The 19,233-nt window shown below is 61.5% G+C and carries 14 protein-coding genes; 6 read left to right on the top strand and 8 right to left on the bottom strand.

Annotated features, from left to right (window positions below; all coding sequences use genetic code 11):
* Positions 1 to 40: 40 nt before the first annotated feature.
* The 3 genes from FGF54_RS00705 to FGF54_RS00695 all read right to left on the bottom strand — a co-directional run bounded on the left by FGF54_RS00705 (position 41) and on the right by FGF54_RS00695 (position 5,443).
* Positions 41 to 2,257 carry a 3-hydroxyacyl-CoA dehydrogenase NAD-binding domain-containing protein gene (locus tag FGF54_RS00705; RefSeq protein ID WP_142778650.1) on the bottom strand — a complete coding sequence of 739 codons (2,217 nt, stop codon included), beginning with the start codon at positions 2,255 to 2,257 and terminating at the stop codon, positions 41 to 43.
* Between the two features lie 144 nt (positions 2,258 to 2,401).
* Positions 2,402 to 3,610 carry an acetyl-CoA C-acetyltransferase gene (locus FGF54_RS00700; protein ID WP_142778649.1) on the bottom strand — a complete coding sequence of 403 codons (1,209 nt, stop codon included), beginning with the start codon at positions 3,608 to 3,610 and terminating at the stop codon, positions 2,402 to 2,404.
* A gap of 36 nt (positions 3,611 to 3,646) precedes the next feature.
* Positions 3,647 to 5,443, bottom strand: coding sequence for an acyl-CoA dehydrogenase C-terminal domain-containing protein (locus tag FGF54_RS00695; RefSeq protein WP_142778648.1), 1,797 nt, complete (start codon positions 5,441 to 5,443; stop codon positions 3,647 to 3,649).
* Positions 5,444 to 5,820: 377 nt separating this feature from the next.
* Between FGF54_RS00695 and podJ the strand changes: the two genes are divergently transcribed.
* The 4 genes from podJ (at position 5,821) to FGF54_RS00670 (ending at position 12,168) form a co-directional block, all read left to right on the top strand.
* Positions 5,821 to 9,555, top strand: a complete 3,735-nt coding sequence (gene podJ / locus FGF54_RS00685) for a cell division protein PodJ (protein ID WP_142778647.1) — start codon at positions 5,821 to 5,823, stop codon at positions 9,553 to 9,555.
* Between the two features lie 264 nt (positions 9,556 to 9,819).
* Positions 9,820 to 10,746 (top strand): sulfite exporter TauE/SafE family protein, encoded by a 927-nt coding sequence (locus FGF54_RS00680; RefSeq protein WP_003522786.1) that lies wholly within the window; start codon positions 9,820 to 9,822, stop codon positions 10,744 to 10,746.
* On the top strand, positions 10,743 to 11,570 hold the full coding sequence (locus FGF54_RS00675) for a TIGR02186 family protein (RefSeq protein WP_035265149.1): 828 nt from the start codon (positions 10,743 to 10,745) through the stop codon (positions 11,568 to 11,570). The genes FGF54_RS00680 and FGF54_RS00675 overlap by 4 nt, the downstream gene beginning before the upstream one ends.
* Before the next feature lie 160 nt (positions 11,571 to 11,730).
* Positions 11,731 to 12,168: a universal stress protein gene (locus tag FGF54_RS00670; RefSeq protein ID WP_003522788.1), complete on the top strand. Its 438-nt coding sequence runs from the start codon at positions 11,731 to 11,733 to the stop codon at positions 12,166 to 12,168.
* Positions 12,169 to 12,217: 49 nt separating this feature from the next.
* On the opposite strand, the gene pdeM is transcribed toward FGF54_RS00670, so the two are convergent.
* Both pdeM and FGF54_RS00660 read right to left on the bottom strand, forming a co-directional pair.
* Positions 12,218 to 12,946, bottom strand: coding sequence for a ligase-associated DNA damage response endonuclease PdeM (pdeM, locus tag FGF54_RS00665; protein ID WP_065654494.1), 729 nt, complete (start codon positions 12,944 to 12,946; stop codon positions 12,218 to 12,220).
* A gap of 34 nt (positions 12,947 to 12,980) precedes the next feature.
* Positions 12,981 to 15,500: a ligase-associated DNA damage response DEXH box helicase gene (locus FGF54_RS00660; RefSeq protein ID WP_142778646.1), complete on the bottom strand. Its 2,520-nt coding sequence runs from the start codon at positions 15,498 to 15,500 to the stop codon at positions 12,981 to 12,983.
* 121 nt (positions 15,501 to 15,621) lie between these two features.
* On the opposite strand from FGF54_RS00660, the gene FGF54_RS00655 reads away from it, so the two are divergent.
* Positions 15,622 to 16,125, top strand: a complete 504-nt coding sequence (locus FGF54_RS00655) for an Rrf2 family transcriptional regulator (protein ID WP_142778645.1) — start codon at positions 15,622 to 15,624, stop codon at positions 16,123 to 16,125.
* A gap of 106 nt (positions 16,126 to 16,231) precedes the next feature.
* A complete protein-coding gene (locus tag FGF54_RS00650; RefSeq protein WP_006698962.1) occupies positions 16,232 to 16,693 on the top strand; it encodes a carboxymuconolactone decarboxylase family protein in 462 nt (153 codons plus the stop codon).
* Positions 16,694 to 16,719: 26 nt separating this feature from the next.
* On the opposite strand, the gene FGF54_RS00645 is transcribed toward FGF54_RS00650, so the two are convergent.
* The 3 genes from FGF54_RS00645 to FGF54_RS00635 all read right to left on the bottom strand — a co-directional run bounded on the left by FGF54_RS00645 (position 16,720) and on the right by FGF54_RS00635 (position 19,122).
* A complete protein-coding gene (locus FGF54_RS00645; protein ID WP_142778644.1) occupies positions 16,720 to 17,361 on the bottom strand; it encodes a YitT family protein in 642 nt (213 codons plus the stop codon).
* Positions 17,362 to 17,434: 73 nt separating this feature from the next.
* A complete protein-coding gene (locus FGF54_RS00640) occupies positions 17,435 to 18,046 on the bottom strand; it encodes a YitT family protein (protein ID WP_035236585.1) in 612 nt (203 codons plus the stop codon).
* Between the two features lie 134 nt (positions 18,047 to 18,180).
* A complete protein-coding gene (locus tag FGF54_RS00635; protein ID WP_168207959.1) occupies positions 18,181 to 19,122 on the bottom strand; it encodes a class I SAM-dependent methyltransferase in 942 nt (313 codons plus the stop codon).
* Positions 19,123 to 19,233 lie beyond the last annotated feature (111 nt).

The following is a 19,233-nucleotide window of genomic DNA, read 5'->3' as shown; positions in this document are numbered from 1 at the left end:
ACAGGCCCCGAAGGGCCTGTTCAATGTCTCGCTTGAAGCCTCAGGCCGCCTTGGCGGCGCTGGCATAGGGATCGAAGCGACCGTAGAAGGTCTCGCCCTTGGCGGCCATATCCTTCAGCAGCGGTGTCGGCTTGAAGCGCGGGCCATAGGTCTCGCTGAGCTTCTCGGCGAGTGCCACGAAGTTCTTCACGCCCATGCCGTCGATGTAGGACAGCGCACCGCCGGTATAGGGCGCGAAACCGAAACCGAGGATGGAGCCGACATCCGCCTCCCGCGGATCGGTGACGATGCCTTCTTCCACCGTGCGGGCGGCTTCCAGCGCCACGGTGACGAGGAAGCGCTGTTTCAGCACCTCCATATCCACCGCTTCAGGCTTCTGCTGCGGATAAAGGTCCTTCAGGCCGGGCCAGAGGGATTTCTTGGCGGGCTTTTGCGGATAGTCGTAAAAGCCCTTGGCGTTCTTGCGGCCAAAACGGCCCTCGCCTTCCACCAGCTTCTTCACCAGCTCCATATGGCGCGGGTCGACGGCCTTTTCGCCGAGATCGGCGACGGTGGCTTTCAGGATCTTGTAGGAAAGATCGATGGCCACCTCATCGTTCAGCGCCAGCGGGCCGACCGGCATGCCGGCGAATTTCGCGGCATTTTCGATCATGGCGGCGGGTACGCCTTCGATCAGCATGTCGTAGCTTTCCGCCATGTAACGCAGCACGCAGCGATTGACGAAGAAGCCGCGCGTATCATTGACCACAATCGGGGTCTTCTTGATCTTCGCCACATAGTCCAGCGCGACGGCAAGCGCCCTGTCGCCGGTTTCCTTGCCGAGGATCACTTCCGTCAGCATCATCTTCTCGACCGGCGAGAAGAAGTGGATGCCGATGAAATCCGCCGGGCGCTTCGAGTTCTTCGCAAGGCCGGTGATCGGCAAAGTGGAGGTGTTGGAGGCGAAGATCGCGCCCTGCGGCAGCACGGCTTCCACGGCCTCGATGACTGCCTTCTTCACATCGCGGTCTTCGAAGACGGCCTCGATGACGAGATCGGCATCGGAGAGCGCCTTGTAATCCGCCGTCGGGGTGACGAGGTCGAGCAGGGCCTTGCCCTCATCCTGCGTCAGCCTGCCCTTGCCGATGGCCGCCTTGACGCTTTCCTCGCAATGGCCCTTGCCCTTGTCGGCGGCTTCCTGATCGCGGTCCACCAGCACAACGGGGATGCCGGCGGCAGCGGTGACATAAGCGACGGCAGCGCCCATGAAGCCCGCGCCGACGACGCCGACCTTCCTGAACTCCGTCTTCGGCTGGCCGGCGGGGCGGCGCGCGCCCTTGCCCAGTTCCTGCATGGAAATGAACAGCGAGCGGATCATGCCGAAGGCTTCCTTCGAGCGAAGGATTTCGGTGAAATAACGCTGCTCCACCTTGAGCGCCGTATCGAAGGGCAATTGCAGGCCTTCATAGACGCATTTGAGGATGGCGAGTGCAGCCGGATAGTTGCCGGCGCTTTCACGGCGCAGGATGGCCGGTGCTGCGGGCCAGAGCTGGGCTGCTGCCGGCGTCCAGATGCCGCCGCCGGGGGCCTTGAAGCCCTTTTCATCCCAGGGGGCGACCGGCTTCAGGCCGTCCTTGATCATCTGCTTTGCGGTTGCAACCAGCTGATCCGGCTCCACCACCTGATGCACCAGACCCATGGCCTTGGCGCGCGCGCCGGTCAGCGACTGGCCGGTCGTCATCATCTGCAGTGCCGATTGCGCGTCCGTCAGGCGCGGCACACGCTGGGTGCCGCCGGCGCCGGGGAAGATGCCGACCTTGACTTCCGGCAGGGCGATCTTGAGGTTCTTGGCGCTGGAGGCGACCCGGCCGTGGCAAGCAAGCGACAGCTCAAACGCGCCGCCCATGCAGGTGCCGTTGATGGCCGAAACCCAGGGCTTGCCGTTGGTCTCGATCTTGCGGAACAGGCCCGTCATGCGGCGGACGAGTTCGAACAGCTTTGCCGCCGCCTGATCCGGGTTCTTCGTCTTCTCGTCATTATAGAAGGAGAACATCGACTTGATCATCGAAAGATCGGCGCCGCCGGAAAAGGTGCTCTTGCCAGATGTGAAAACGACGCCCTTGACGGCGCTGTCGGCGACGGTCGCGTCAACGATGGCGTTGAGCTCGTCCATCACTTCTGATGTGAAGACGTTCATGGATTTTTCCGGCATATCCCAGGTGACGAGGGCGATGCCGTCTGCGTCCGTCTCGATGGTGAAATTGGTATAAGTGCTCATTTGGGATTCCTCTTCCCTGAATTTCCTGACGCGTCTAACTCCTCCTTCCCGTCATGGTCGGGCTTGACCCGACCATCCAGCACCTCGGCGTGGATCCTCGGGTCAAGCCCGAGGATGACGGAAGCGGGGGTTGTTACCGCTGCCTCAAACCCGCTCGATAACCGTCGCCGTGCCCATGCCAGCGCCGATGCAGAGCGTGACGAGCGCGGTGTTCAGATCGCGCCGCTCCAGCTCATCCAGCACCGTGCCGAGGATCATCGCGCCGGTTGCACCGAGCGGATGGCCCATGGCGATGGCGCCGCCATTGACGTTCATCCGATCGTGGTCGATGTCGAAGGCCTGCATGTAACGCAGGACCACGGCGGCAAAGGCTTCGTTGAGCTCGAAAAGGTCGATATCGGCAAGCGACATTCCGGTCTTTTTCAGGAGCTTTTCGGTCACATCCACCGGGCCGGTGAGCATCAGCGCCGGATCGGAGCCGATATTGGCGAATGCCTTGATGCGGGCACGCGGTTTCACGCCCATTGCCTCACCGCCCGCCTTCGAGCCAACCAGCACGGCGGCAGCGCCATCGACGATACCGGATGAATTGCCGGCATGGTGGACGTAGTTGATCCGCTCTACTTCCGGATGGGCCATGATGCCGACGGCCTCGAAGCCGCCCATTTCACCCGGCATCTGGAAGGATGGGTTGAGGGAGGCGAGCGCCTGCATGTCCGTGCCGGGGCGCATGTGCTCGTCACGGTCGAGGATCGTCAGGCCGTTTGAGTCCTTCACCGGAATGACCGACTTGTTGAAATAGCCTTTTTCCCAGGCGTGCGCCGCACGCTTCTGGCTTTCGACGGCGTAGGCGTCGACATCGTCACGGGAGAAACCATATTTGGTGGCGATGAGATCGGCCGACACGCCCTGTGGCATGAAGAAGGCCGGGAAGTTAACCGAGGGGTCCATGTACCAGGCGCCGCCAGACATGCCCATGCCCACGCGCGACATGCTTTCGACACCGCCGGCGATGACGATATCGTCCGACCCCGCCTTGACCTTGCCGGCGGCGAAGTTGATGGCATCGAGACCAGAGGCGCAGAAGCGCGAGATCTGCATTCCCGGCGCCCTGTTGGAATAACCGGCCTCGAAGGCGGCGGCTTTCGGGATCACCGCGCCGGCATCCATAACGGGATCGACGCAGCCCATGATGATGTCGTCTACCGTGGATGTATCAAGTCCGTTGCGGTCGCGGAGGGCTTCCAGTGTCTTGGCGGCAAGGCGAACGGAAGGCACCTCATGCAGGCTGCCATCCTTCTTGCCGCGTCCGCGCGGGGTGCGGACATGGTCGTAGATAAATACGTCGGTCATAACTCTCTCCCTGTGGCGTTATGAACGCCAGATTTCTCAGAATGCTTCCGCAGCCAGTTCCATCATGGTGTCCGCGCCGGTTTCGATGCGGGCCTTGCGCAGCGCCGTTTCCGGCATGATGCGCTCCATAAAAAACTTCGCCGTGACAAGCTTGGTCTTGAGGTAATCCTCGTCCGAAGCGCTGCCGGCTGCAAGCGCTTCGCTGGCGGCTTTCGCCATGCGCGCCTGCATGTAGCCCAGCACCACGATGCCGAAGAGATGCATGTAATCGGTCGAGCCGGCACCGGCATTGTCGGGTTTCGCCATGGCGTTCTGCATGAACCACATGGTTGCGGCCTGCAGGTCGTTCAAGCCCTTCTTCAGGCCCTTGGTGTAAAGGCTAAGCTTTTCATCGGCGCGGTTTTCCTCGCAGAAATCGCCGATTTCCTTGAACAGCGCCATGACGGCGCGGCCGCCATTCATGCCGAGCTTGCGGCCAACCAGATCGAGCGCCTGAATGCCGTTCGCGCCCTCATAGATCATGGTGATGCGCGCATCGCGAACATATTGGCTCATGCCATGTTCCTCGATGTAGCCATGGCCGCCGAAGACCTGCTGCGCCATCACGGCGTGTTCGAAGCCCTTGTCGGTCAGGACACCTTTCAGGATCGGGGTGACGAGGCCGAGCAGGTCGTCCGCCGCCTGGCGCTGCTTTTCGTCAGTGGCGCGGTGGGCGATGTCGGATTGCAGCGCGGTCCACAGAAGGAAGGCGCGGCCGGCCTCATTATAGGCCTTGATGGTCATCAGCGTGCGGCGGATATCGGGATGCACGATGATCGGGTCGGCCTTCCTGTCGGGGAATTTCGCTCCGGAGAGCGAGCGGCCCTGAATGCGCTCACGGGCATATTCGACCGCGTTCTGGTAGGCGATCTCGCCAACGGAAAGACCCTGAAGGCCGACGCCGAGGCGGGCTTCGTTCATCATCACGAACATGGCCGAAAGGCCCTTGTTCTCAGCGCCGAGCAGATAACCGGTCGCGTCATCGTAGTTCATGACGCAGGTGGCGTTGCCGTGAATACCCATCTTGTGCTCGATCGCACCGCAGGTGACGCCGTTGCGCTCGCCCGGCGTGCCGTCTTCCTTCACCAGGAACTTCGGTACGATGAAGAGCGAAATGCCCTTGGTGCCTTCCGGCGCGCCTTCGATGCGCGCGATCACCAGATGGACGATATTGTTCGTCATGGAATGTTCGCCGGCGGAGATGAAGATTTTCTGACCGGAAATTTTGTAGCTGCCATCAGCCTGCGGCACAGCCTTGGTGCGCAGCATGCCGAGATCGGTGCCGCAATGGGGTTCGGTGAGGTTCATGGTGCCGGACCATGTGCCTTCCACCATCTTCGGCAGGTAGGTGTCCTTCTGCTCCTGCGTGCCATGCACCAGAATGGCGGCAATCGCACCCTGCGTCAGGCCGGGATACATCATCAGCGACAGGTTGGCCGACGACATATATTCGCCAATTGCGGCGTGCAGCGTATAGGGCAGGCCCTGACCGCCGAATTCCGGCGGAACGGCAAGACCGATCCAGCCGCCCTCGCAATAGGCGTCATAGGCATCCTTGAAACCATCCGGCACAGAAACCGAACCGTCATCGGCGCGCTTGCAACCCTGTTGGTCGCCGGAAAGGTTGAGCGGAAAAAGCCGCTCTTCGGCAAGCTTTGCGGCTTCACCGGTGATAGCCTCGATCATGTCGGGGGTTGCATCCTCGAAGCCGGGCAGGTTGTTATACCGCTCCAGGCCGAGAACGTCGTTCAGGATAAAAAGCGTGTCTTTAACTGGGGCCTTGTAAACAGGCATTACCGATGTTCCTCCGCATCGTGGGCGCCGGCGATAATCCGGCCGATATGGGATGATAATATTTGACGTGCGCGTAAACGTCAAATAAATTTCGGCGGAATATCCCTTCTCCTTTTTCGCGGAATGGACGTCCGGCCCGGCGCAGGGCTGCCGCGTGCCGTAAAAGTTAAAAAATTCCGACCACAGTTAACCACTTCTTTACCACGTTTCGTGAATTCTCCCGACAGAGGTAACTGCTTCGTACTCCGGCGCATTTTCCTCAACGGGGGCGAATACCGGCTCTAGGATTGCTGCATGTTGCGGCGACGGCGTGTCCAGGCAGGCAACGTCGCGACAGATAACCGGGCACGGCGGGCGGAAGCGAAGCGAGCGAAAAGATGAACGGATTGCGATCGAAAACCCAACAGCCAAGCGACAGATCGTCTCTTGATGCGCTCAATCGCACCATTGAAGGCCTTGAAGCTCGTATCGAAGGGCTGATGAGCCAGAAGTTCCCGCGCGACCCCCGGGCCGCGAGCGCTCAGCCCGAAACGAAAAGCGAGGCTTATGCCGCGCGCGCCGCCGTCACGCCGCCGCAGCTCGATCCCGTCAACGAAATCCGCCAGCGCCAGCGCCTCCTCGAGGCGAGCTTCCAGCGCCCGCAGGAATCCGCCGCCCGCCCGGAACGGACGATTACCAGACCGCTTGCACCGGAATACCGGCCGAGGGACGCGCAGCAGGCAACAGCCGCTCCCGCACCGCGCGCGCGTTCCATCCCGCCCTATCAGGAGCCGCAGCGCAATGATGCAGCCTTGCAGGAAATCGCACAGGCGCTCGTCAATCTGCGGCATGAGCTGAAGCACGACATTGCCGAGGGCGTTGCCCGCGAAGCGCAGGGCCTGCGCACCGAGATCCGCAATATTCGCGCGGTGGCGGAAGACCAGCAGTTCATCGGCGATCTGCGCGACGATATCGCACGGTTGGCCGGCAGCATCGACCAGCTCGGCAATCTGGCATCTCCGGATGCCTACGGGCTGCGCAACGAATTCGAGGACCTTCGCCTGACGATCGATCAGCTTGCGCGCGAAGACAGCGTGCACCGGATCGAAAGCCGCTGGAACAATGTGGAAGACACGCTACGCGGTTTCGACGCCGGCGCGTTGCAGGATGAGATCGTTTCGCTCGCCTATCGTCTCGATGACATCAAGACCCAGCTCGGCGGCATGAGCAACAATCCGGCCGTGCGCGTGCTCGAAGACAAGCTGATCGCCATTGCCAGCGCCGTGGAGCAGCTCGGCAAGCACATGCAGCCGAACGAAGCGGCCTTTACCGAACAGTTTTCCGGTCTCGACCAGCGGCTGGACGAAATAAGCCGCGCCATTGCCGCAACCGGCACGCGCGCCAATGCGCAGGCAACGGACAATGCGCTGGCGCAGCGTCTGGAAACCCGGCTGAACGGCCTTGCCGAACAGCTCGGCGACATCAACCGCCTTGCCGCCGCAAAACCTGAACCGGCGCTGGACCTGACCGCCCGTCTTGAAGCGCTGGCCGGCAAGATCGACGAACTCAGCACCGCCCGCGACGCCGCCCAGTTGCATGAGCGGCTGGACCAGCTTTCCCTGCTTCTGGAGCGTTCGCAGCGCCCCTCGCAACAGGCGGAGCTGACGTCTTTCCTCAGCGATATTTCCCGCAAGATCGATGCGCTGGATCACGGCGCCGTCAATGACGGTCTGGCAGAGCGGCTCGATACGCTCTCGCGCCGCATCGAGGACCTCGATTATCGTTACAGCCAGCCGGCATCGGGCCTCAGCGAAAGCGCCTTCTCGCGTCTGGAAGAGCGGCTCGGCAATATTGCCGCCCGTCTCGACGAGACCGCCCATGCCGCGCCTGCCGACAGCCACGCGCTGGCAAGCCTCGAAAACCAGATCGCCCATCTCTCGACGCTGATCAGCCAGCCGGTGCAGATGCAGGCCGCGGGCATGCCGCCTGAACTCGATGCCCGCATGGCGGCCATCGAAGACTATATGGCATCCAACGACGAATATATCATCGAGGCAGCCCGGCAGGCGGCCGAGGCCGTTCTCGACGCTTATACCCGCAACAATCTCTCGGCCGGCGCAAACCTTGCCGACATGACCATGCTGACCGATCTTGCGACCGATCTGCGCAATCTCGAAGCCTTGAGCCGCAACACCGAAGAACGCACGCACCGCACATTCGAAGCGCTGCATGAGACGCTGGTGCAGATCGCCGGCCGGCTGGATAACCTCGACAATGCCCCCGTCTACCGCGAAGAGGCCGCGCCCCGCAACGTCGCGAAACCTGTGGCGGCCCCCGCGCACGAAGATGTGTCCATGCCGGCCGCCATCTTCCCGGAAGAGGGCTATATCGCCGAAGAACAGGCCATTCTCGACGCCGACGGTAAAGATGGGGATGCCATCGTGCCTCCCGCTGCGGCGAAGCCCGCGAAGGCGGAAAAAAAGAGCCTGCTTGCCGGCCTGACGAAGCGTTTCAAGACGGGTACTGCAAAGACGGTCAAAGCCGCAGAAGAACCCGTATCGGCCTCCTCCTCCGCTCGCACGCAGGTCGAGCCCGCCCCGTCGCTCGATCCGATCGACGTTCTGCCGGCGGGTCAGGAGAACGAACTTCTGGAGCCGGGTTCGGGTGCGCCCGATATCAAGAAAATCCTCGAGCGCGTGCGCGCCAGCCAGGTGGCCGCCAGCGGCAAGGCCGCAGACGCCGAAGGACGGACGGATTTCATTGCCGCCGCCCGTCGTGCGGCGCAGGCCGCCGCCATGGAAACATCGCCGGAGAAGCTCGATACCGGCAAGAAGGGCCGCAAGGCCGAGGCATCGGGGCTCTCGCGCTATCGCCGCCCGCTGCTGCTCGGCATCGGCGCCATTCTTCTGGCAATGATGGCCATGCCGCTCGTCAAGACGCTGATCGGCGGCGCGGAAGCCCCGGCTCCGGTCATCGAGCAGAAGCAGGACAATGGCCCGGTCTCCGCGCTTCCCGAAGCGGGCGACAAGGCCGTGACCATTCCGTCCGATCTCGTCATCGATCCGGAACAGGCAGCATCCGCTGACAGCATCGAAAACACCGCACCGGCGGAAAACATCATCGATCCCCGCACCGTCGGCGGCGCGCCGCTGCCTGACGAGCCGCCGGTTGCCGACGTTCCCGCCGTGGATGCGCCAAATTCCGGCACCGTCGCGCAGAACGAACCTTCGGCTCCGGCACAGGTCGCAGCCACGGCTGTTCCCGCCCAGGACGCCATCGCCGTTCCCGCCGGCATCGAGCCGGCATCGCTTGCCGAAGCGGCCGCCAAGGGCGACACGCAGGCGCTGTTCGAGATCGCAGCCCGCTACACCGATGGCCGCGGCGTTGCTGCCGACCGCACCGAGGCGGCAAAATGGTACAAGCTCGCCGCTGATCGTGGTCTTGCACCCGCGCAATATCGTCTCGCCAATCTCTACGAGAAGGCGAACGGCGTCGAACGCAACCTTCCCGAAGCCAAGCGCTATTACACGCTGGCCGCGGAACAGGGCAATGCGGGCGCCATGCACAATCTTGCCGTGCTGCTTGCTTCCGATGCGGCCGGCCAGCCGGATTTCGCCGCCGCCGCGCAATGGTTCATCAAGGCTTCCGACCTCGGCGTTCGTGACAGCCAGTTCAACCTCGCCATTCTCTATGCGCGCGGCAGCGGCGTGAAGCAGGACATCGAGGAATCCTACAAGTGGTTCGCCATCGCAGCTAAGGATGGCGACGCCGACGCCGCCCAGAAGCGCGACGAAGTGGCAGGGGCCCTGAACCCGCAGCAGCTTCAGAGCGCCAAGGCCAAGGTGGAGGCCTGGAAGGTCAAGCCGCTTTCGGAAGACGCCAACAGCGTCAACCCGCCCGAGGAATGGGCCGGCAAGGAAGGCGTGAAGACCGCTTCCGTGGACATGGAAAAGGCGATCCGCAACATTCAGGCGATCCTGAACAAGAACGGTTTCGATGCCGGCCAGCCTGACGGCAAGCTCGGCAAGAACACCGTGACGGCCATCAAGGACTTCCAGAAGTCCGTGGGCCAGACGCCGGACGGTCGCATTACCAACGAGCTGGTGACCGCGCTTCTCGCCCGCAACAAATAAACATTCGAGAACCGACTAAGCGGCCCCTTTGGCCGCTTTCGCTCAGCCCGGCGCAGGAATGTGGCCGGCTGCCGACACACGGCCGCTATCTTTCCAAATTATCAACGTATTTACCGTTGAATGTTGACAGGTCAGGCCCTCGCGGGCATGACGGATGAAGGCTGGGCATGCCCGGTCTTTTCAGACAGAAAGTGTAAATCGCGGCGCGGCCCCCTCACCCGGACAAGCCCTGCCGCCCGGAACCATTTGCCCGAGGTCCGAGCCGTGACTGTCTATCTGCCGATCGCAGAACTGTCGGTGAATATTTTCATCATTCTCGGCATGGGCGCGGCCGTCGGTTTTCTTTCCGGCATGTTCGGCGTGGGCGGCGGCTTTCTGATTACCCCGCTTCTGATTTTCTACAATATTCCGCCTGTGGTGGCCGTGGCGACGGGTGCAAACCAGGTGGTCGCCTCTTCCGTGTCAGGCTCGATCACGCATTTCCGGCGCGGCACGCTCGACGTCAAGCTCGGCAGCGTGCTGCTTGTGGGCGGTCTGGTGGGGGCGACGGTCGGCGTGTGGATATTCTCCTTCCTGCGCAGCATCGGCCAGCTCGATCTCATCGTCTCGCTGCTTTATGTCATCCTGCTCGGCACCGTCGGCGGGCTGATGCTGAAGGAAAGCATTTCGGCGCTTCGCCGCGCCGCCCGCAACGAAACCGTGACGCTGCGCCGGCCGGGCCATCACAACTGGGTGCACCGCCTGCCGCTGAAAATGCGGTTCAAGAAATCGAAGATCTATCTCAGCATCATTCCCATCGTCACGCTGGGTTTCGGCATCGGCATCCTCACCTCGATCATGGGTGTGGGCGGCGGCTTCATCATGGTGCCGGCGATGATCTATCTCTTACGCATCCCCACCAGCGTGGTTGTCGGCACCTCGCTGTTCCAGATCATTTTCGTAACCGCCTATACGACCGTGGTTCAGGCGGCGACCAACTATTCCGTCGATGTAGTGCTGGCCTTCATTCTGATGGTGGCGGGCGTCATCGGCGCGCAATATGGTGTGCGCGTCGGCCAGAAACTGCGCGGTGAACAGCTGCGCGCCCTGCTGGCGCTTCTCGTTCTCGCTGTTGCGCTTCGCCTTGCCGTATCGCTGGTGGTGCGCCCGGAAGACCTGTTTTCGGTGGCCGTCGGGGGGTTAGGTTATTGACCCGCCATTTGCTGCTTGCCGCCCTTGCGCTGGCCTCATGTCTCACCTTCGGGCAGACCGCTTCGGCCCAGACACCGCCGCTTGCCCTGCCGCCCGGCCCGCAGCAGCGATCCCTGCTGGAAAATATCGAAATCGGCGCATCGACGACCGAAATTCCCATTGCTTCCGATTTTCGCGGCGCGGATTTCACGCTTTTCGGCGCGCTGAACAATACCGACCAGTTGCTGCTCGCCATCGGGCAATACGACATTGTCGTGACGCTCGAGGGACCGAGCGACTATATGACGGTGCGCAAAAAGGAACGCGTTGCAGGCATCTGGATCAATACCAGCGCCATCACCTTCACGCCGCTGCCGGAATCCTATTCCATGGCCAGCACGCGCAATATCAGCGATGTCGCCTCGCCCGGAACGCTCCGCGCCATGGGGCTTGGCGTCGACCATCTGTCACTGAAAAGCGCGGTCTTCTCCGGCGTGCCCGACAATGTCTTCGATTTTCAGGAAGCCTATCGGCGTCTGAAGCTTTCCAGCGGCATCTATCGCAACGACACGACCGGGGTGCGGCTGGAACGCACCGGCCTGTTCTGGGCGACCCTGCGCCTGCCCGCCAACGTGCCGAACGGCGTGCACACCGCACGCGCCTATCTCTTCAAGAGCGGCAAATTCATCGCCCAGCGCGAACTGAAACTGCGCGTCGTCAAAACCGGCATGGAGCAGGCGATCACCGACGCCGCGCATCAGACGCCGCTTGCCTATGGCGCGCTCTGCGTTCTGCTTGCCGTCGTGACCGGCTGGGGCGCCAGCATCATCTTCCGCAAGGACTGATCGGTTTTCATCCCGCAAAAGAGAGCGTCTGCCGCCCCTGCCGGCAAAGATAGCATTCGCTTCCGCCATCGGTTTGCAGTAAAATTCAAGGCGTTACAAACATACATGCAGCTCAAGGCAAGCATGTGCGGTTGTGACCGGGATGAAAAGGAGAAATGTCATGTTCAAGCACATTCTCATTCCCACCGATGGCTCGCCGCTGGCGCAGATCGCAATCGACCAAGGGTTCGCTCTCGCCAAGGAGGCAGGCGCAAAGGTGACCGTCGTGACGGTATCGGAACCCTTTCACGTGATTGCCAGCGATGTCGAAGACATTGCCGCCATTGCCGAAGAAGAATTCCACCGCTGCGAGGAAGCGGAACATCTGCTGAGGGATACGCAGGCGCAGGCCACGTCCATGGGGCTGGATTGCGAAGCGCTGCTGGCGCGAGCGGGAAGGCCCGACGAGGCGATCATCGAAGCCGCCAACAGGAGCGGCTGCGATCTCATTGCCATGGCCTCGCACCGGCGCAGGAGCTTCGTGGAAATGCTGCTCGGCAGCGTCACGGCCAAGGTGCTGAAGAATTCTAAGATACCGGTGCTGGTCTACCGGCAATAAAGCATTTCCAGTAAAGCTGCGTAAGCGGTTTTACGTCCGGAAAATACGCTCAGCCGAGAAGATTTGAAAACCGCACCGAATAGATGCGGTCCCTCCCCATCAGATGGGCGACGAGAGCGGCATGATCGAACAGGCCGCGCATGGCCTTGTGCCGCAAATCCAGCCCGCCGCTCATGACCCCGAAAGCCGGCATCAACAGACGCGAACCGTCGGTGGCGAAACAGGGCCGCCGCACCGTCTTTTCACGGCGGCGGACCGTGGCGGAGGGATGCAGATGCCCGGCGATTTCGCCGGCGGCATCACCCGGTTTCGGCTCGTGGCGGAAGACGAGAGTGCCGTAAAACATCTCGTCCACCGAAGAGCCCGGCAGATCGACCGTGCCGTCGGGATCGTGATTGCCGTTGATCCATATCCATTCGCGGCCACGGGCCATGTCGCGGATGAGCTCGCGCAACGGCAGCGGCAGATGCTCGGAACCGACGCGATCATGGAAATTATCGCCAAGGCTGACGACGATCTTCGGATCGTAACGGCTGACGAGGGAGGAGAGGATTTTAAGCGTGGCGATGGTGTCGTATGGCGGCAGCATGCGTCCGCGCCTTGCAAAGGCCGCGCCCTTTTCCAGATGCAGGTCGGAAACGACGAGCAACGACAGGTCCGGCAGGTAAAGCCCGCCCAAAGGATCGCACCAGGCGGCGACGCCATTGATGGCGGTTTCGCTGCCGAGGCATTCGAAGCCATTGGAAAACCTGTCGCTCAATGTCAGCCGGCTCAGCACTTTTGCCTTTGTTCCTTCATTCCGCCCAGATGTTTCAGGACATGGCCTCGGCGATCAGCTCGTCTGCGGCCTCGGCCAGTACCTGATCCATCGCCTCGCCCGCCACCGTCTCGCGGCCGATTTCCAGCATGACAGGAACGGCAAGCGGCGAGACATGCTCCAGCGCGCGGTGGGTGGTGTGGCCCTTGATTCGCCTCAGCATATCGCCAAGACGGCCAATGTCCAAAAGTCCCGCCGCCGCATCGCGCCGCGTCGCTTCCAGCAGAATATGATCCGGCTCATGGCTGCGAAGAACGTCATAAATAAGATCGGCGGAAACAGTGACCTGCCGTCCGGTCTTTTCCTTGCCGGGATGGCGGCGTTCGATCAGACCGGAAATGACGGCGCAATTGCGGAAGGTGCGCTTCAGCATGAAGGATTCATCCAGCCACGCCTCCAGATCGTCGCCCAGCATGTCCTCGTCCAGCAGGTCTGCAAGCGACAGGCGACGGGATTTCAGCCGCCTGCCGATATCTTCCATGGCCCAGATGGCGAGCGAATAGTCGGTGGCGACGAAACCCATCGGCTTGGCGCCGGCCCGCTCTAGCCGGCGCGTCAAAAGCATGCCGAGCGTCTGGTGCGCCAAACGTCCCTCGAAGGGATACATGACCATGAAGAAGCGCTTGCGGAAGGGGAAGGTCTCGACCAGCAGCTCATCCCGCTTGGGAATGATCGACTTTTCCTTCTGGATCGCCAGCCAGTCGCGCACCTGATCCGGGATGGCATGCCAGCGCGTCGGGTCTGCCAGCATGGAGCGCACTTGATCCGCTAGGTAGGTGGAGAGCGGGAACTTGCCGCCGGCATAGGAGGGTATCTTCGGGTCCATGGAGAAGGCCTGCGAGACCAGGCATTCATTCTCGCGGATACCTTCAAAACGCAGCACCTTGCCGGCGAAGAGGAAGGTATCGCCCTGCACCAGCTGCTCGAGGAAATATTCCTCGACCTTGCCGAGCGACATGCCGCCGCGCCCGACCGTGCCCTTGGCATTACGCTTGACCATGCGGACATTGAGTTCCGCCGCCTCGACAATGGTGCCGAGGTTGAGGCGATATTGCTGCGCGACCGCCGGATTGGAGACGCGCCAGCGGCCGTCCTTCATCTGGCGGATGCGGGCGTAACGTTCATAGGTGCGCAGCGCATAACCACCGGTGGCGGTGAAATCCACCACCCTATCGAAGGTAGTCCGCGGCAGGTCGGCATAGGGCGAAGCGCTAGTCACTTCACGATAGAGATCATCCGCATCGAAGGGCTCGGCGCAGGCCATGCCGAGCACATGCTGGGCAAGAACATCGAGCGCGCCCTCGGCAATCGGCGGCGTATCCTGCGCACCGATATAGTTCGCATCAAGGGCTGCCCGGCACTCCATCACCTCGAAACGGTTGGCGGGAACGAGGATCGCCTTTGACGGCTCATCCATGCGATGATTGGCGCGGCCGATGCGCTGGGCCAGGCGGCTTGCGCCCTTCGGCGCGCCGACATGCACGACGAGATCGACATCGCCCCAGTCTATGCCGAGATCGAGCGTGGAGGTGGCGACGACGGCGCGCAATTTGTTTTCCGCCATGGCCGCTTCCACCCTGCGGCGCTGGCCGGCATCCAGCGAACCGTGATGCAGTGCAATCGGCAGATTGTCGTCATTGATGGTCCAGAGCTCCTGGAAGATCAGCTCCGCCTGCGAACGCGTGTTGACGAAGATCAGCGTCGTCTGATGGTCCTTCAGCGCGGCGTACAAATCCTTCATGGCATAACGCGCCGAATGGCCGGACCACGGGATGCGCTCTTCCGTGCTCAGGATGGAGATATCCGGCTTTGCCCCGCCTTCGACGGTGATGAGGCCGGCGGGCGGCTCAGCCTGTCCCTGCGGCGCGAGGTAACGGCGCAAATCCATCGGCTCCGCCACCGTGGCCGAAAGGCCGATGAAGCGCACATGCGGAGCGTGCCTGCGCACCCGGGCCAGCGCCAGCGACAGCAGATGGCCGCGTTTTGAGGTGACGAGCGAATGCAACTCATCGAGCACCACATATTTCAGGTCACGGAAAAAGCGCTCGGCCTCCTTGTTGGCGAGCAGCAGCGAGACCTGTTCCGGTGTCGTCAGCAGAATATCCGGCGGTTTGACCTTCTGGCGCTGGCGTTTGCCCTGCGGCGTATCGCCGGTGCGGGTCTCGATGGAAATCGGCAGGCCCATTTCAGAGACGGGCCTGGTGAGGTTGCGTTCGATATCCACCGCCAACGCCTTGAGCGGCGAGATATAGAGCGTGTGCACGCCGACGAAGCCGGAGCCCGGCGGCACCTTGCCGCGCTCTGCCAGATCAGTTAGCGAGGCCATGAAGCCGCCCAGCGTCTTGCCGGCGCCCGTGGGCGCGATCAGCAGCATGTTCTCGCCGCCGCGCGCCCGCGCCATCAGCTCCAATTGATGCGCGCGCGGAGACCACCCCTTTTCGGCAAACCATTTCTGGAATGGAAGGGGCAAAGCGCCGACATGCGTGCCGGAAATGGGAGACTCGGTGTGTTTCACGTCTTCAAGGTAGTGAAAAACCTGCAAAAAAGAAGGGCGGAACGGGGCCGCTTGACAGAAAGCATAATCGCGGATAAATTTTATCCATGATATTGAAACGAACTGCACAGGGACAAGTCGGATGAAACTCGGCGACGGCGTGGAACAGGCCATTCACAGCGTAGGCATGCTGGCGGGACTTTCCGAAGGCGGCGTGCTGTCGGCAGCGGCGCTGGCGGAATTTCACGGCGTTTCCACGAGCTATCTGCTGAAGCATCTCCAGTCGCTGTCCAATGCCGGGATTGTCGCCACCGTGCCGGGGCCGAAGGGAGGTTACCGTCTGGCCCGGGCGACCGACAGGATCACCCTGCTCGATATCGTGCTGGCCGTCGAAGGCCCGCAGCCTGCCTTCCGCTGCGCCGAAATCCGCCAGCGCGGGCCGAACCCCTTGCCGGGGCGTTATTTCACCAAGCCCTGCGGCATCAATGCCGCGATGCTGAAAGCGGAGAAGGCCTATCGGGCGGAACTCGCCAAAACCACCATCGCCGATATTCTGGACGATCTCGCCGCCAATGATGATGGCGGGATTGCCGCGCGTGGCTGCGCCTTTCTGGAGCTGAACGAGCGCAAAACAGCGACGCGCTGAGACTGGAAACAGGCACCAAAGAAAAACCGACCCACACCGGAAAGCTTCATCGCTTTCCGGACCGATGACGCATGACTTCAAACAGACCCAACCAATGGAGAGACCCATGAAAACCCGTATCAACTATGCCAAAGCATCCCCCGAAGCCTTCAAGGCCGTCATGGCTCTGGAAAATTACGTTCAGGGCAGCGGGCTAGAGCGCCGCTTCGTTCACCTCATCAAGCTGCGTGCCTCGATCATCAACGGCTGCGCTTTCTGTGTGGACATGCATGTGAAGGAGAGCCGCCATGACGGGCTTTCCGAACAATGGATCAACCTGATGAGCGTGTGGCGGGAATCCCCCGTTTATACCCAGCAGGAAAGGGCGCTGCTCGGCTGGGTGGACGCGGTGACGAAGATTGCCGAAACCGGCGCCCCGGATGACGCCTTCGAGACGCTGAAGGCGCATTTTTCCGATGAGGAGATCGTGAAGATCACCGTCGCCATCGGCGCGATCAACACCTGGAACCGCATCGCCGTCGGCTTCCGGTCGCAGCATCCGGTGGATGCGGCTGCGAAGGCGGCGTGACCTCTTAAACCCAAAATGGGCGGCCGCTACATGGCGATGTAGCGGTCGTTTCTGTGATTGATGGCGAGCGTGAGGTTCATGACCAGCGCGCCGAGGATGGAGCAGATGATGACGAAAGGTGTGGCCACGAAGAACGAGCAGGCCAGCACCATGCCGTCGAAGGCGAGCTGCACGAGGCCCGCGCGCCAGCCGAAACGATCCTGCAGATAAAGCGCCAATATGCCGAAACCGCCGAGGCTGGTGCGGTGGCGAAATAGCGCCAGCATGCCGGCCGCAACCGTCAGCCCGCCGAAAAGTGCAGCGGCAACCGGGTTGATGCTCTGAAAGGCAAAAAACCCAGGCATATATTCCGACAGCAGCGCCGTCATGGCGATGGCGCAGAAGGTCTTGACCGTGAAGGCAAGGCCGAGGCGACGGAAGGCGAGATAATAAAACGGCAGATTGACGAGGAAGAACACCGCGCCGAAGCTGAAGCCGGTGGAATAATGCGCCAGAAAGGCAAGGCCGACGGTGCCACCGGTGAGCAAGCCCGCGGCGGAAAGCAGCGTCACACCGAGCGAGACGAGCATGCTGCCAGCCAGAACGCCCTGGGCATCCTCCAGCAGCGAATGACGATCGGGCGCGGAAGCCCAGATATTCAAGCGCTTGCGTGCAGTCGTATCGACCATGCCTGTTCCCCTGATTTTCCGGCCTTTGTCGAGCTATTGCGCAAAAGCGCGATGGATTTCAAGCGTGCTTCGCTCAACGCACAACGATGTATCTGTCCGAGCGGTGATTGATGGCGAGAAACATGTTGAGCACGAAAGCGCCGACAATCGAATAAACAACCGTGGCCGGATCGATGACGAGGAAGGCGCAGAGCATCACGAAGGCATCGAAGGCCAGCTGGATGAGACCAGCGCGGATGCCGAAGCGGTCCTGAATATAGATGGCGAGAATGCCGATGCCGCCAAGACTGGCGCGGTGGCGATAAAGCGCCAGCAATCCATAACCCAGCAACAGACCGCCGAGCAGCGCCGCCCAGAGCGGATTGATACTGTCGATCACCATCCAGCGCGCTTCCACTTCCGTCAGCACCGAAACGAGGCCGATGGCGATGAAGGTCTTGAAGGAGAAGGCAAGACCGAGGCGGCGGAAGGACAGGTAATAAAACGGCAGATTGACGAGGAAGAACAGGAGACCGAAGCTGATGCCGAAAGCATAATGAAGCAGGAAGGCGACGCCGGCGGTGCCGCCGGTCAGAAGGCCAACCTTGTTCAGAAGATAAAAGCCGAGCGCCGAGACGATGGCACCGGTGACGATGCCCTGCACGTCTTCCACCGGCGCATGTTTGGCCGGATCGGAACTCCACATGCCGTAAACGCTTCTCGTTCTGCTCACGCTTTTTTCCTCAGCTTCAGGCATATTTTGCACTGCAAAAAACATCTGAGCAAGATGGATACGTAAGGAAGCCTGACCTATCGCGAAAATGGCAAGAAACGGAATGTTCAGGCTTTGGCACGGGCAAGAAAAAGAATGCCGGAAAGGGGTTTTCCGGCATCCTTGCGAATGGTGGTTTTGCTAATTTCGATGAGGGAAAAGCCCGTCCGCTCAAGAAGCTCGCTCACGTAGCTCTTCGAATGGGCGTAACGAAGGGATTCCCGAAGCACAAAGCCGTCTTCCTCCCCCGCATCCTCCACCGAAAAGGCGAAAAAGCCTGAAGGCGAAAGCAGGGCGGAAACAAGCGGCATGACGGTTTCGAGACTGCCGAGATACATCATCACATCGGCGGCGGCCACAAGGCCGGCGCGGTGCTGCGCAAGCGTGGGGGTGAAGAGCCCCGAGGCCTCCGGCTCCAGCGAAAGATCGGCCTGGTCTAGATGATCGTAAAGCCCCTTTTCCTCCGCCTTGGCCAGCATGTTCTGGGAAATATCGAAACCTTCCAGCCGGTTTGCGAAGGCGCGGATTTCAACGCCAAGGAGACCGGTGCCGCAGCCAATATCGACAATGGTGTCGAACACGCCGCTTCCCGCCGCCTTGCCAATTAGTTCCGCCAGCTTTTGCGGCACGCTGTAATCCAGCTTTTCCACAAGCGAGGTTTCGAAACGGTCGGCATAATCGTCGAAGAGCCCTTCCACATAGCGGCTCGGCGGTTGCTCCGGCGTTTCGGCGGCGCCGAGAACCGCGAGTTTCAGCTCGGCTGCAAACAGTCCTTCGGTGTCCAGCTCGGCGACCTTCCCGTAGGCCGCCACTGCTTTTTCCGTTTCGCCCGCTTTTTCGTGATATTCCCCGAAGCGAAACCAGCCCGCCGTCCACCGCGGCGCAAGCTCCAGCGCCTGTTCCATGAGTTCGGCGGCGGCGGGAAAGTCACCGCTCTCCGCCAGCATGCGGGCATAATCCGCCCGGCGGTCGGCAATGACGTCACCGGAAGAAAACTGGTTTGGGGCCATTCAAGATTCCTGAGAAGATGTCGGCTGTCATTTATCAAGCCATAAAAAAACTCAAGTCCTATTTCATGGCGGCCTCGTGGAATTGGCGAATTTGACGCGATATAGTGCGCC

The sequence above is a fragment of the Agrobacterium sp. T29 genome (assembly GCF_006970545.1).
Lineage (GTDB): Bacteria > Pseudomonadota > Alphaproteobacteria > Rhizobiales > Rhizobiaceae > Agrobacterium > Agrobacterium leguminum.
The sequence above is the reverse complement of the archived record's forward strand: the minus strand, read 5'-3'. Positions and strand labels throughout refer to the sequence as shown.

Excerpts from the sequence above, each read along its gene's own strand:
- FGF54_RS00705 (WP_142778650.1), bottom strand. The coding sequence starts at position 2,257 with ATGAGCACTTATACCAATTTCACCATCGAGACGGACGCAGACGGCATC.
- FGF54_RS00700 (WP_142778649.1), bottom strand. The coding sequence starts at position 3,610 with ATGACCGACGTATTTATCTACGACCATGTCCGCACCCCGCGCGGACGC.
- FGF54_RS00695 (WP_142778648.1), bottom strand. The coding sequence starts at position 5,443 with ATGCCTGTTTACAAGGCCCCAGTTAAAGACACGCTTTTTATCCTGAAC.
- podJ (WP_142778647.1), top strand. The coding sequence starts at position 5,821 with ATGAACGGATTGCGATCGAAAACCCAACAGCCAAGCGACAGATCGTCT.
- FGF54_RS00670 (WP_003522788.1), top strand. The coding sequence starts at position 11,731 with ATGTTCAAGCACATTCTCATTCCCACCGATGGCTCGCCGCTGGCGCAG.
- FGF54_RS00655 (WP_142778645.1), top strand. The coding sequence starts at position 15,622 with ATGAAACTCGGCGACGGCGTGGAACAGGCCATTCACAGCGTAGGCATG.
- FGF54_RS00650 (WP_006698962.1), top strand. The coding sequence starts at position 16,232 with ATGAAAACCCGTATCAACTATGCCAAAGCATCCCCCGAAGCCTTCAAG.
- FGF54_RS00645 (WP_142778644.1), bottom strand. The coding sequence starts at position 17,361 with ATGGTCGATACGACTGCACGCAAGCGCTTGAATATCTGGGCTTCCGCG.
- FGF54_RS00640 (WP_035236585.1), bottom strand. The coding sequence starts at position 18,046 with ATGTGGAGTTCCGATCCGGCCAAACATGCGCCGGTGGAAGACGTGCAG.
- FGF54_RS00635 (WP_168207959.1), bottom strand. The coding sequence starts at position 19,122 with ATGGCCCCAAACCAGTTTTCTTCCGGTGACGTCATTGCCGACCGCCGG.